Annotated in this window: 8 protein-coding genes; 4 read left to right on the plus strand and 4 right to left on the minus strand. The window is 51.9% G+C overall.

What is annotated here, in order from left to right; translation table 11 throughout:
• Positions 1 to 264 precede the first annotated feature (264 nt).
• The 3 genes from nirB to VN23_RS14760 all read right to left on the minus strand — a co-directional run bounded on the left by nirB (position 265) and on the right by VN23_RS14760 (position 5,096).
• The gene (gene nirB / locus VN23_RS14750) at positions 265 to 2,697 is read right to left on the minus strand and encodes a nitrite reductase large subunit NirB (protein WP_046351437.1); all 2,433 of its coding nucleotides are present in this window, start codon (positions 2,695 to 2,697) and stop codon (positions 265 to 267) included.
• A gap of 243 nt (positions 2,698 to 2,940) precedes the next feature.
• The gene (locus VN23_RS14755; protein WP_046351436.1) at positions 2,941 to 4,149 is read right to left on the minus strand and encodes a nitrate/nitrite transporter; all 1,209 of its coding nucleotides are present in this window, start codon (positions 4,147 to 4,149) and stop codon (positions 2,941 to 2,943) included.
• A gap of 380 nt (positions 4,150 to 4,529) precedes the next feature.
• Positions 4,530 to 5,096, minus strand: coding sequence for an ANTAR domain-containing response regulator (locus VN23_RS14760; RefSeq protein ID WP_046351491.1), 567 nt, complete (start codon positions 5,094 to 5,096; stop codon positions 4,530 to 4,532).
• An 806-nt stretch (positions 5,097 to 5,902) separates the two neighbouring features.
• On the opposite strand from VN23_RS14760, the gene dsbD reads away from it, so the two are divergent.
• Complete coding sequence (gene dsbD, locus VN23_RS14770; RefSeq protein WP_231743267.1) at positions 5,903 to 7,864, plus strand: protein-disulfide reductase DsbD; 1,962 nt, start codon at positions 5,903 to 5,905, stop codon at positions 7,862 to 7,864.
• A 53-nt stretch (positions 7,865 to 7,917) separates the two neighbouring features.
• On the opposite strand, the gene VN23_RS14775 is transcribed toward dsbD, so the two are convergent.
• Positions 7,918 to 8,769, minus strand: coding sequence for a FecR domain-containing protein (locus VN23_RS14775; protein WP_046351433.1), 852 nt, complete (start codon positions 8,767 to 8,769; stop codon positions 7,918 to 7,920).
• 82 nt (positions 8,770 to 8,851) lie between these two features.
• On the opposite strand from VN23_RS14775, the gene leuS reads away from it, so the two are divergent.
• From leuS to holA, 3 genes are all read left to right on the plus strand, one after another.
• Positions 8,852 to 11,461 (plus strand): leucine--tRNA ligase, encoded by a 2,610-nt coding sequence (leuS, locus tag VN23_RS14780; RefSeq protein ID WP_046351432.1) that lies wholly within the window; start codon positions 8,852 to 8,854, stop codon positions 11,459 to 11,461.
• A 217-nt stretch (positions 11,462 to 11,678) separates the two neighbouring features.
• Complete coding sequence (locus VN23_RS14785) at positions 11,679 to 12,167, plus strand: LPS-assembly lipoprotein LptE (RefSeq protein WP_046351431.1); 489 nt, start codon at positions 11,679 to 11,681, stop codon at positions 12,165 to 12,167.
• A gap of 33 nt (positions 12,168 to 12,200) precedes the next feature.
• The gene (holA, locus tag VN23_RS14790; protein ID WP_046351430.1) at positions 12,201 to 13,202 is read left to right on the plus strand and encodes a DNA polymerase III subunit delta; all 1,002 of its coding nucleotides are present in this window, start codon (positions 12,201 to 12,203) and stop codon (positions 13,200 to 13,202) included.
• The last annotated feature ends 253 nt before the right edge of the window (positions 13,203 to 13,455 follow it).

The raw sequence follows: 13,455 nt of genomic DNA on the forward strand, positions 1-13,455 counted from the left end.
ACTAAAAAGATCAGTAAGTACAAAGAGAAAATCTTAAAGAATCACCTTAGAAGATGCTTGTTATGTCATCAAAAGCGTCATCCCCGAGTGTCTTTATCAGGGATCCAGTAGAGCCGCTGGATTCCCGACAAAAGCACTCGGGAATGACGCTTTGGTTTCAAATAAGCGCTTTGGTTTCCTCTGTGAAACTCTGTGCTCTCTGTGTCCTCTGTGGTTCAAGATTTAGCTCATCTCACAAGACTCAATACGCCTCGCTTCTTCCCCCTAAGCCAGCACCTTGATCGGAATAAACTCCTGCCGTGCTTTGCCGTTGATCCGCTCTGCCCATGGGTCGCGCAGCCCCTCCAGGGAGTACAGCAGGCGCTCGAAGAGGGCTTTTCTGTTGGCTTCGTCGTCGAGGATTTTTTGCTTGATGTAATCCAGGCCCACGCGGGCGATGTAATGCACGGTGCGGTCTAGGTAGTAGGCTTCTTCGCGGTAAAGCTGTAAAAATGCGCCGCTGTATTCTTTGACTTCGTCGGCAGTTTTTACCTTGGTGAAGAATTGCGCTACCTCGGTTTTGATGCCGCCGTTGCCGCCCACATACAGCTCCCAGCCGCTGTCTACCGCGATAATGCCCACGTCTTTAATGCCGCTTTCGGCACAGTTTCTTGGGCAACCGGATACGGCAAGCTTCACCTTGTGCGGGCTCCACATATTGGCCAGCATGGTTTCCAGATCTATGCCCATTTGCGTGCTGTTTTGCGTGCCAAAACGGCAGAATTCGCTGCCCACGCAGGTTTTAACGGTGCGGATGGATTTGCCGTAGGCGTGGCCGGATTGCATGCCCAAATCGGCCCAGACATTCACCAAATCTTCTTTTTTGATCCCGAGTAAATCAATGCGCTGGCCGCCGGTGACTTTCACCAGTGGCACGGCGTATTTATCGGCCACGTCGGCAATGCGGCGCAGCTCGGCCGCGTTGGTGACGCCGCCTTTCATTTGTGGAATCACCGAGAAGGTGCCGTCTTTTTGAATATTGGCGTGTACCCGCTCGTTGACAAAACGGCTTTGCGGATCGTCTACGGCTTCTTTAGGCCAAGTCGATAACATGTAGTAATTCACGGCGGGACGGCAGGTGGCGCAGCCGCTTGGGGTGCGCCATTCCATAAATTCGTACACTTCGGCGTGGCTGACTAATTTGTGCTGGCGAATCGCTTGCCTTACCTGGGCATGGGTGTGATCGGTGCAGCCGCAAATGGCCTTGGTCTTAGGCGATTCTTGGAAGTTAGTGCCCAGAGTATTCATCAAAATCTGCTCAACAAGGCCGGTGCAAGAGCCACAGGAGCTAGCCGCCTTGGTGTGCTTTTTGACATCATCCACCGTGAACAGGCCTTTTTCTTTGATGGCGTTGACGATGGTGCCTTTGCATACGCCATTACAGCCGCACACTTCGTCCTTATCTTGCATCGCGCCCGCGCGGCTTTGCCCTTGCACGCCCGAGTCCCCGACGCTGGATTCGCCAAACATCAGGGTATCGCGCAGATCGCTAATAATGCGGCCCTCGCGCAGCAGCTTGAAATACCATGCGCCGTCGGTGGTATCGCCATAGAGGCAGGCACCGACCAGCTTGTCGTCTTTAATCACCAGCTTTTTATAAATACCACCGGCAGGATCAGACAGCACAATCTCATCGCACTCATCGCCGCCCATAAAATCCCCGGCCGAGAATAAATCGATGCCGGTGACTTTTAGCTTGGTCGAAAGCACCGAGCCCTTGTATTGCCCGTAGCCCATCAGCGCCAGATGATTAGCAGCCACCTTGGCCATTTCAAATAAGGGGGCAACTAGGCCGTAAGCCACGCCACGGTGGTTGACGCATTCACCCACGGCGTAAATGCGCGGGTCATAACTTTGCAGGGCATCGCTCACCACAATGCCATTTTTGCAAAACAGACCTGCCGCTTCGGCAAGCTTGGTATTTGGGCGTATCCCTACGGCCATCACCACCAAATCAGTTGCCAGCTCGCTGCCATCTTTAAAGCGCACGCCTACCACTTCTCCAGCTTCGTTACCTAAAATAGCGGCGGTGGATTGGCCCATCAAAAACTTTAAACCTCGGGCGATAAGAGAATCCTGCAATAACTTGCCAGCCGTAATATCCAGCTGCTTATCCAGCAACCAATCACCCAAGTGCACCACAGAGACTTCCATACCGCGCAGCATCAGGCCATTGGCGGCCTCCAGCCCTAGCAAACCACCGCCAATCACCACGGCGTGCTTTTTAACTTTGGCAGCGGCAATCATCGCCTCGGTGTCATAAATATCGCGGTAGCTAATCACGCCATTTAAATCTTTGCCCGGAACAGGCAGGATAAAAGGCGTGGAGCCAGTAGCCAGCAGCAGCCTGTCGTAGCCCTCCTCCACGCCATCTTCGGTAATAACCACCCGCCGCACCCTATCAATTTTGGCAATGGTTTTGCCCAAATGCAGAGTGATATGGTTGTCGCTATACCAGCTCAAAGGATTGAGCACGATCTGATCAAAAGTCTGCTCACCCGCCAGCACTGGGCTGAGCAAAATACGGTTGTAATTAGGATGCGGCTCTGCGCCAAACACGGTGATGTCGTAGCGATCAGGCGCAAGAGCCAACAGCTCCTCCACCGTACGAATACCGGCCATACCGTTTCCGACAACGACAAGCTTGGGTTTAGTCATGGCTGGATCCTTTACATAAATGTTATTTATATATTTTGCTAAACCTTGAACCACAGAGAGCACAAAGGGCACAGAGTTACACAGAGAAAATCAAATATTTTAAGTGCCTCCACCGCAGAGTCCTCTTCACGATAGATGCCTTCCTCTGTGAAACTCTGTGCTGCTCGGTGTCCTCTGTGGTCCAAGATTTAGCTCATTCAATTACCTGTTCAGCACAGATCAAAACAGCGTTTTTAAAACTTCTTAAATCCTTGCCTGAGCCAAATCACCGCCCAGCGCGCTGCGCCAGCGTACTTTCACGCCGGAGAGGCCGTACCATGCGATGAGGGATAGAAAAGAAAATAGCCACAGGCCCAGGCTGTAGTTGCCGGTGGCTTGTTTCACCATGCCAAGGCCCGCTGCCAGTGCAAAGCCGCCTACGCCACCGGCCATGCCGATCAGGCCGGTCATTACGCCCAGCTCTTTGCCAAAGCGTTGTGGCACCAGTTGAAACAGCGCACCGTTGCCCGCCCCAAGGCAGAGCATCGCGCCAACAAACAGGCAAACGGCCACGCTAGATCCGCCTAAGCCAAGGCCGGTGAGGCCAATCAACACAGCCGAGCAAACATAAACAATTAGCAGGGTGCGAGTACCGCCGATTCGGTCGGCGATCACACCGCCGAGCGGGCGCATCGCCGAGCCTGCTAATACACAGGCCGCGGTGTACCAGCCGGCCATTTTGGGTGCAAAGCCAAATTGATCATGAAAGTAGCCGGGCAAGGCGCTGGCAAAGCCAGAGAAACCACCAAAGGTGATGGCGTAAAAGCCCATAAATAACCAAGCATCTTTATTATTTAATACCTTGGCGTAGTCGCTCATGCTTTTAGGATTAACCGACCCAGGTGCATCTTTGGCAAACACGGTATAGAGCACTAAGGCAAAGAGAAGAGGAATCACTGCTAGGCCAAACACGTTTTGCCAGCCAAATATAATCGCCAACACCGGCGCAAACAGCGCGGCAAACACGGTGCCAGAATTGCCCGCCCCGGCAATCCCCATCGCCGTGCCTTGGTGCTGCGGTGGATACCAGCGGGAAGCCAGCGGCAAAGCCACCGCAAATGCAGCGCCTGCAAAGCCTAGAAACACACCCAGTAGCAGCGCTTCTGCCATGCTATGCACACCGAGCTGCCAGGCACTTAACAGCGCAAAAATCACAATCAGCTGCGCAAAAAACCCCGTGCGCTTGGCACCAATGCGATCCACAAACACGCCTAAAACCAAGCGCAGCAAAGCCCCCGCCAAGATGGGCGTGGCCACCATCAGGCCACGCTCGCTGGTCGATAAGCTCAGCGCCGTGGCAATCTGTATCTGCAAGGGGCCAAGCAGATACCAGACCATAAAACTCAGATCAAAATAGAGAAAAGCAGTAAGAAGAGTGGGAGTATGGCCTGAACGCCAAAAGCTACGATCCATGATGTCTACCTCTAGAAAGACTGCAAAAAAAAAAGCGTCCCGCCACAATCGTGGAGGGACGCCGTTGTCCTCGAGGGAGATGGGCCGCCATTGACCTTCCCCACACCCAGCGCATCATTGCACTAAGCTTTGAATCTTTGTGGGCCTACTGGCCCTATATCATTACGTAGCAAACGCTATGCCAGCCGCAACAAACAAACAAAAACACATAAAAATCAAACAGATAGAATAAAAAGCCCTCAGGCCGCACCAAAAAGAAAAGAATGCACCGCACCAGAATGACGCAGCGCAACATAGACTTGCACAGGATTTGCACAAAACAGACTTTGTAGGGGGGGTAAAAAGCTTTATCTTGCCCGCGCAAAAAAAGACACGGCGTATCACCCCAGCAAATCCGCCATCGCCAAGACTTGCCTTGCCACATCCCCCAGCTTCATGCCCTGTTTCATGGCTTGGCGACGCAGGGTTTCGTAGGCTTCGCCTTCGCTTAAGCGGCGTTTATCCATCAATAGGCCTTTGGCTTGATCGATCACTTTTCGATCGGCTAATTGCTGCTCAAGCAGGCTAATTCGCTGCTGCAAAGCTTTGCTTTGCTCAAATTGAGCAAAAGCCATCATCACCGCGCCTGCCCATTTTTCTGCTGCAAAACAATCGATCAGATGGCTTACCCCTGCTTGCAAAGAGGCCTGAATCTGCACTTGATTCAGCCCTTCTACAAGCATCAATACCGGCACAGCGCCACGCATCGCTTGCAGCTGCTCAAGCAGGGTTTGAGAGGGGACGCAGGTATTGATCAGAATCAGATCGGGCTGGGATTTTTTGGCTTCCTGCCATAGGCAGCTAGCGCTATTGAGCTCTGGCAGCAGCGTATAAGCGTCATCTTGCAAGGCTTGCCCCAGCGCTTTCGATGATTTTGGACTTTCGTTGACTAAAAGTATGCGCAGCATAATAAAGCCAATAGCAGAGGGATAGGGCTCATCCAGCAATAAACGTGCCCTGCTTTATTTTAGAAAAACAAGCAACCCAGCGGCTCATCAGCACCTTCTTTGGCAAGAAAAACGCTTTTAGTGCAGAAATGATACAGCGATCTACCTAGCGCCAAAATGATGCACTGCAAGATAAAGCGCGCGTTTAAGGTGCGGTAATAATTCACCTAAAGCTTGCAACGCCTCTATTTTACTGACCAATGACTCAATTAAAGCAAAAACACCGCACTGCACCATTTAATGCACGCCTTTTAATTTGACAGTGAAATAGCTTATTGCTAATGAGAATAAATATTATTCTGTAAATGGCCACTCGCAAACCCACTCGTCCCTGATCGCAAAAACCGCGCAAGCATTACCCTTGCCGGTCAAAGCACTTGCAATGCCCAAGCCGGAATCAGCTAGGCTGATTTGCTCAAAAGTGGCGACGTACAAATCGAATCATGGGTAAAACTGGATGCGAATGGCGCGCCACGTAAGCTGAATCTGCAGCTTAATGCCAATGGCAGCGCCACTTTAACGGGAACAGCGGCCAGTACTACGGTGCAGGCTACACAGTCAGCGAGCGCTGCCTCAACAAACGCGCTCTTGAAATTGACATTCCGGCGTTAAATTACGTGGTTGATAAGCTTTATACTGTGGCAGGATATCGCTAAGAGATTAAATAAGTGATCTTGCTTAAGGTGTGCGCGTGTTTTTCTTGCGCGCCAGCTCTTGGTGCGCAACGACTTCGTCGTTTCACACACTCCGAAAACCATGGCTTGAGAATGAAAACGTATTTAGATTTAATTCGCGTCGCAGCTTGTCCCCACCCAACACGCTTCAACAGAGAAACCATGTTTAAAACCATTAAAAGCACGCTATGCGCCGCACTTCTGGCACTGAGCTTTAGTCAGGCCTGGGCCGAGGATCCGGTTTTTTTAGAGCCTGAACAAGCGCTCAAAATGAGTGCCAAAGCTAAAGACCATCAAACGGTAGAAGTGCGTTTTGCCATTGCAGACGGCTACTATCTATATAAAAACAAACTTAAAATATCGGCCGATTCTGGTGTAGAGCTGGCAGCGCCCAAGTTCCCTCCCTCGCTGAGCCATGATGATCCTAACTTTGGCAAAGTAGAAACGTATCGCCAGCAAGTGCTGCTGCCGATTCAAATCAAAAACGCGGCCGCTACTTCGTTTAAGCTGACGGTGATTTCACAAGGCTGCGCCGATGCAGGGCTATGCTATCCGCCCATTACCCAAGTTGCTGATATCAAACTACCAGCCGCCACAACCAAGCTAGTAACAGATATTAAACTGCCAGCCGCTCCAGCCAAGCTCGTAGAAGCGACACCTGCACCAGTGCAAGCAGTTGCGATCACGCCAGATACTGTGGCCGTCGCTGAAACAAGTATTCAAGCTCCCCTTGTTCAAGCGGCAGCCACCACGGCCCCAGTTGAAGAAGCACCCGATACCGACTCGGTGACTAGCCTGTTAGGCAGCGGCAATTTACCGCTGATCCTACTTAGCTTCTTTGGCTTCGGCCTTCTGCTGGCGCTTACTCCCTGCGTCTTTCCAATGATGCCGATTTTGTCGGGGATTATCGTGGGTCAGGGCAAGGCCATCAGCAAGAAACGTGCACTGATCTTATCTCTCGCCTATGTATTAGGCATGGCAACAAGCTATGCCCTGGCTGGGGTTGCCGCAGGCTTATCCGGCTCGCTCCTCTCTGCCGCCTTGCAAAATGTCTGGGTGTTAGGCAGTTTTGCCATGGTGTTTGTACTGCTGTCTTTATCGATGTTTGGCTTTTACGAGCTGCAATTGCCTGCCAGCTTGCAAAGCAAATTATCCAATAGCGCCAATCAGCAAAAAGGCGGCTCCCTGCTTGGCGTACTGATTATGGGAGCCTTATCGGCGCTGATTGTCGGCCCCTGCGTAGCAGCACCACTGGCGGGCGCTCTGCTTTATATTGCGCAAACACATAATGCCTTGCTCGGTGGCGTGGCCTTATTTGTAATGGCGCTCGGTATGGGCGTGCCGCTGATTATTGTCGGCTGCGCCGCATCTGCCCTGCCCCGCGCTGGCGGCTGGATGGAAAACATCAAAAAAGTATTTGGCGTATTGCTACTAGGCGTGGCCATCTGGCTGGTCTCCCCGGTATTACCCGCTCTCTTTTCCATGCTGGCTTGGGGCACTTTGCTAATTATCTCGGCCGTTTTCTTGCATGCACTCGATCCACTCCCTCCCCACACCGCAGGCTGGCCACGTTTTTGCAAAGGCTTGGGCGTCATTGCCTTATTAGCAGGCTCCGCCATGCTGATCGGTGCTTTAAGTGGCGGCCGTGATCCATTGCAGCCGCTACAAGGCTTTCAAGGGATAGCTGCACAAGCTGCTGCCCCGCACAGCCAGTTTGAGCGCGTCACATCGGTTGCTGATTTGGAAGAGAAGCTGGCAAACAGCAAGCAGCCCGTCATGCTCGATTTTTACGCCGACTGGTGCGTGTCTTGCAAAGAGATGGAAAAGTTTACTTTTACCGACCCAACAGTTGCCGCCAGAATGGGCAAAATGCGCCTCTTACAAGCCGATGTCACTGCGAACACCGACGCAGATAAAGCCCTACTCAAACGCTTTAAACTATTCGGCCCACCAGGCATTATCTTTTTTGATCCGCAAGGAAAAGAGCAGTTTTCTACCGTGGGATTTCAAAATGCAGAAGCATTTAAAGCCACTTTGGATAAAGCTTTAAAGTAAGCAGAATAGAGGGTGGGCACCGCTCTATCGTGCCCACCCTCTATTTCAATCAACTAACGCCCGATTTCTGCCTGCGGAGTTGCCACTTGCTGGTGCACTTTTGCAACAACGGCCTGTGCATCGGCCTTGGAAGCCAAGCCCGCCAGCACCACACGATGACGCTTAGACTGGCTGCGGATTTTTACCGGATAGCCCGCCACCTGCAAGCTATCGTAAAGAGCCAACGCCTGATCGATTTTGGCGTAGCTACCCCACACAATACGCCATGCTCCCTGTTGGCTGATTGCACCTGCATGGCCTTCTATTTCGGTTTCAGCGGCCCACTTTTTAAGTTTCTCCGGCTCTACCTTGCCAACTGGCAAGGGCTCTTTATCATGCGGTGCAATATAGAAGCTCAAAGGCTCGGTCAGCTCCACCTGCGGATGCCCCTCAGCCCCAACCGCAATTTTTCCCTCCAGCAGACAAACTACGTTTTTATCTACATCGGCCTTGCCCCATAAATCCGTGCCGCGTATCCCCGCTGTCACGGTAGATACGGTGACACTCACATCTCTTTGCGCAGATTTATTCAAGGTATTGGTGGTAAAACGAAAAGCCCCGGTTACCATTTTCAGTGCCGCTTTAAATACATTGCCGTCTTTACCATTGGCCTCATTGAGCTGATCAAGCTGTAAATTAGCATTTTCACCCAGCTTCACCCGGCTGCCTTCGGGTAGCTGCACATACACCCTTGCTCCTGCACCGGTGATAATACGGTCACTAGGCAATAGTTGTATTTGCGGTGCCAGTGGTTTTTTCACCCCTCCCCGCTCCAGCCATGCTGGCAATTGCACCGATTCCACCCGGGCCGGGTCGGCATAGGCAAAAGAAGTAAGTAATAAACCTATTAAAAGCACTAAACGCATATCAACTTCCTTATGAAACCCGAAGCGCAAACATTCGGGATATAATCATCGGCTTTGTGAAAGTACAACTGGATTCTTAGGCATGATCGAGCTCTATACACCGTCTACCATCGAAGCTGCAGCCCAGCAGCATTGGGAAAAAAATCAGGTTTTTGCGGCCATCGAAAAGGCCGGTCAGCCTAAATACTATTGTCTATCGATGTTCCCTTACCCAAGTGGCAAGCTGCACATGGGTCATGTGCGTAACTACACCATAGGCGATGTACTCTCACGCTTCCATGCTTTGAATGGTTTTAATGTCATGCAGCCTATGGGCTGGGATGCCTTTGGCCTGCCTGCTGAAAATGCCGCCATGAAAAACAAAGTGGCTCCAGCGATTTGGACTTACTCCAATATTGAATATATGAAAACCCAGCTCAAATCTTTGGGCTTGGCTGTGGATTGGAATCGTGAAATCGCCACTTGCAAGCCAGATTACTATCGCTGGGAACAATGGCTATTTACCCGCCTATTTGAAAAAGGCGTGATTTATAAAAAGAATGGCTCAGTAAACTGGGATCCGGTTGACCAAACCGTATTGGCGAATGAGCAAGTGGTGGATGGGCGCGGCTGGCGCTCTGGCGCAGTGGTTGAAAAGCGCGAAATCCCGATGTATTACTTCAAGATCACCGATTACGCCGAGCAATTGCTGCAAGATTTGGATCAGCTAGATGGCTGGCCCGAGCAAGTTAAAACCATGCAGCGCAATTGGATTGGTAAGTCACGCGGTATGGATGTGACTTTCCCACTGGCTGCCGCGTCAAACGGCATCGATTCGCTCACCGTTTACACCACTCGCCCAGATACCCTGATGGGTGCGACTTATGTGGCCGTTGCTGCCGAGCACCCGCTGGCAACTTCAGCAGCCGTGGGCAATGCTGACTTGCAAGCCTTTATTGCCGAATGCAAAAGCGGCTCCGTGGCTGAAGCCGATATGGCAACCATGGAAAAGAAAGGCATGGATTCCGGCCACAAAGTACGTCATCCACTGACAGGCGATTTACTGCCGGTGTGGGTTGCCAACTATGTGCTGATGAATTACGGCACCGGCGCAGTCATGGCCGTGCCTGCGCACGACGAGCGCGATTTTGCCTTTGCCCATAAATACAATCTGCCGATTAAGGCCGTGATTGAAACTTCAGCAGGCAGAGACGTAGCCGAGCCTTGGCAAGACGCCTACGGCGAGCACGGCGTGTTGTTTAATTCTGGCGAGTTTGATGGCCTGAATTTCGAGCAAGCATATGACGCAATGGCGGCTAAGCTATCTGCTCAAAATGCGGGCGCGCCAAAAACTCAGTACCGCTTACGCGACTGGGGTATTAGCCGCCAACGCTACTGGGGCTGCCCTATCCCTATTATTCATTGCGATGCTTGCGGTGATGTGCCCGTACCAGAGCAAGATTTGCCCGTTGTGCTGCCAGAGAATGTAATTCCAGATGGCGCTGGCTCGCCTTTGGCCCGTATGCCAGAGTTTTACGAAACAACATGTCCGAAGTGCGGCGCAGCAGCCAAGCGTGAAACCGACACGATGGATACCTTTGTCGAATCCTCATGGTATTACGCTCGTTATGCCTCACCAAAATGCGAAACCGGCTTAGTAGACAAAGCCGCGTCTGATCATTGGCTGCCGGTTGATCAGTATATCGGCGGCATTGAACACGCCATTTTGCATCTTTTGTATGCGCGCTTCTTCCACAAGCTGATGCGTGATGAAGGCTTGGTTTCTGGCGACGAGCCATTTAAAAAGCTGCTCACACAAGGCATGGTAGTGTGCGAAACGTTCTACCGCGATATGGATAACGGCGGTAAAGACTGGATTAACTTTGCCGATGTAGAAATCGAGCGCGATGCCAAGGGCAAAATGATTTCGGCGGTTAGCAAGGCCGATGGCTTGCCTGTGATGGTAGCGGGCGTCGAAAAAATGTCCAAATCCAAAAACAATGGCGTTGATCCGCAAGAGCTGATTGATCTATACGGTGCAGATACCGCCCGCCTGTTTATGATGTTTGCCTCGCCACCCGAGCAATCTTTGGAATGGTCGGATGCGGGTGCAGAAGGCGCACATCGCTTCTTGAAACGCTTCTGGAAGCTGTCGTTTGATCATGTCAGCACCGGCGTGGTAGCGAAATATGCCGCAGGCGAAATCAGCAAGGAGCAAAAAGCGCTGCGCTTTGCCCTGCACACTGCCATTGGCAAAGTGAGCGATGACTACAGCCGCCGTCAGCAATTTAATACCGTGATTGCCGCTGTAATGGAGCTGTTAAATACTTACTCCAGCATGCTCAATAAGGGCCAGCTAGCGAACGATGCTGGCAAGGCAATCGCTCAGGAAGTGCTGGAAGCCGCCGCGCTGATGTTGTCTCCGATCGTGCCGCATATTTGCGAATCGATCTGGGCATCACTGGTACCGGATTCCAACTTGCTGAATCAAAGCTGGCCAGTCGTTGACACTACAGCGCTAGTGCAAGACGAAATTGAAATGATGATTCAGGTCAACGGTAAACTGCGTGGCAGCATTCGCGTTGCCAAGGACACGCCAAAAGAGCAAATTGAGGCGCTGGCGCTGGGCCATGAACATGTGCAGAAGTTTATCGAAGGCACACCGAAGAAAATCATCGTTGTTCCGGGTCGCTTAGTCAGTATTGTGGTTTAAGCGGCCACAACGCGACGACCCAACTTAAGCGAAATGTTTTTCGTAGGGCGGGTGCAACCCGCGAGCAATGCTGAAAAATACGCGGGTTGCACCCGCCCTACACAACTCTTTTCTGGAAACCGCAGTGTGTAGGGTGGGCACTTGTGCCCACGCATAACAACCAACTATTCATCACGCGTGGGCACAAAGACGTGCCCACCCTACATAAGGCAACCCTATGCTTAAAGCCTTTATCTCTTTGCTTCTGTTTAGCCTGCTTACAGGCTGCGGCTTTCATTTGCGTGGCACTGGGCCGGGTACGTTCCCATACACCACAGCCCATGTGATCGGCGATAGCGCAGTTGCCCAGCAGCTAAAGCAAAGCTTATCCACACTGCCAAGCGTTACGCTCAATGCGGTTAAGCCCGCTGTTGTGATTAATATCATGAGCGATAGCACTGAGCAAAAAGTGCTCACCGTCAATAACGCAGGTCGTGTCAGCGAATATCGTTTGCTATATAGGGTGAGTTACAGCGTTCAGGCAGGCGAGCGCCAGTTGATTGAAAATGGCAAATTGCAGCTCAACCGTGATTACAGCTACGACGAAAACAATAGCTTGGGTAAAGATGCCGAAGCCGCACTCTTGATCACCGATATGCAGCAAGATGCCGCACAGCAAATTTTGCGCCGCATCAGTGCCTTGGCTAAGTTGAAAGATGCGCCGTAAATCGCAGACTCAACATCAGCGTAAGGATTAAGCATGCGCCCTGATGATCTCCCCCGACGTCTCACTAAAGGCCTTGCCGAGCTTTACACCCTGCATGGCGACGAAACCCTCCTCGTGCTCGAAGCCGCGCAGCAAATCAGAGATGCTGCGAGGGCTGCTGGCTATTCAGAGCGTGAAGTGCTTACCGTAGAGCCCGGCTTTGCTTGGTCTAGCCTGGAAATGCTGGGTAATTCTTTTTCGCTCTTTTCAGATAAAAAACTGATCGAGCTACGCATCACCACCGGCAAGCCGGGCGTTGATGGCGGCAAAGCCATTGAAGCCTATTGCCAGCGTCTGCCGCCCGATACGATTACCTTAGTCACCTGCCCACGGCTCGATAAAACGGGCCAAAACAGCAAGTGGTTTCAAGCACTGTCCGCCAAGGGCGAAGTGCTCGAAGCCAAAAACATCGAACACCGCCAACTGCCCGAATGGATAGCGGCGCGACTCGCCCGCCAGCAACAAAAACTCGCCCCCGAAGCACTGCAATTTTTAGCCGACCGGGTAGAGGGCAATTTACTGGCCGCCTTTCAGGAAATCCAAAAACTAGCCCTGCTACACCCAGCGGGTGAAATCAGCGTAAGTGATCTACAAGCCAGCGTTGCCAATGTAGCGCGCTACGATGTATTTCAACTTGGCGCAGCCTTACTCACGGGGGATGCCACCCGCTTTGCCCGCATGCTGGCAGGCTTACGTGCCGAAGGCGAAGCGCCGCATTTAGTGCTATGGTCGCTAGCCGAAGAAATCCGCACCCTCTATCGCTTAGGTCTTGGCAAGCAACGTGGCACGCCAACGGCTCAATTATTTAAAGAATTACGCATCTGGGGCGAAAAACAAAAACTGGTTGAGCCTGCGCTTGCTAGAGTAAAAGCCGCCCAACTCAAAACCGCCCTCGCCCACGCCGCTCTGATCGATCAAATGAATAAGGGCATAGGCAAAGGCGAAGTGTGGGACGAACTCATGGTGATGTGCTTGCCGCTGTTAAGGAAAAAATAATCTGGTAGAGCGGGTGCCCCCCGCGAGCAATACTAAAAAATACGCGGGTTTCACCCGCTCTACGATGATTTAATACTTGCTGCAGTTTTTATATAGGGTGTGCAAATCGTTTTTCTTGCGCACCGCTCTCTGCGCTCCGACTTCGTCGTTGTACACCCTATAAATCCCCAGCAACCCAATGGCATAAGCTTAAATTGATAAGACTGGAGTGAAACCCGCGAAATACGCGGATCACCCGCCCTACATTGAACCA

This window comes from Janthinobacterium sp. B9-8 (genome assembly GCF_000969645.2).
In the GTDB taxonomy this organism is placed as follows: Bacteria; Pseudomonadota; Gammaproteobacteria; order Burkholderiales; family Chitinibacteraceae; genus Iodobacter.

Bases quoted from the DNA above. Each gene is read 5' to 3' on its own strand.
- nirB (WP_046351437.1), bottom strand. From the start codon at position 2,697: ATGACTAAACCCAAGCTTGTCGTTGTCGGAAACGGTATGGCCGGTATT.
- VN23_RS14755 (WP_046351436.1), bottom strand. From the start codon at position 4,149: ATGGATCGTAGCTTTTGGCGTTCAGGCCATACTCCCACTCTTCTTACT.
- VN23_RS14760 (WP_046351491.1), bottom strand. From the start codon at position 5,096: ATGCTGCGCATACTTTTAGTCAACGAAAGTCCAAAATCATCGAAAGCG.
- dsbD (WP_231743267.1), top strand. From the start codon at position 5,903: ATGAAAACGTATTTAGATTTAATTCGCGTCGCAGCTTGTCCCCACCCA.
- VN23_RS14775 (WP_046351433.1), bottom strand. From the start codon at position 8,769: ATGCGTTTAGTGCTTTTAATAGGTTTATTACTTACTTCTTTTGCCTAT.
- leuS (WP_046351432.1), top strand. From the start codon at position 8,852: ATGATCGAGCTCTATACACCGTCTACCATCGAAGCTGCAGCCCAGCAG.
- VN23_RS14785 (WP_046351431.1), top strand. From the start codon at position 11,679: ATGCTTAAAGCCTTTATCTCTTTGCTTCTGTTTAGCCTGCTTACAGGC.
- holA (WP_046351430.1), top strand. From the start codon at position 12,201: ATGCGCCCTGATGATCTCCCCCGACGTCTCACTAAAGGCCTTGCCGAG.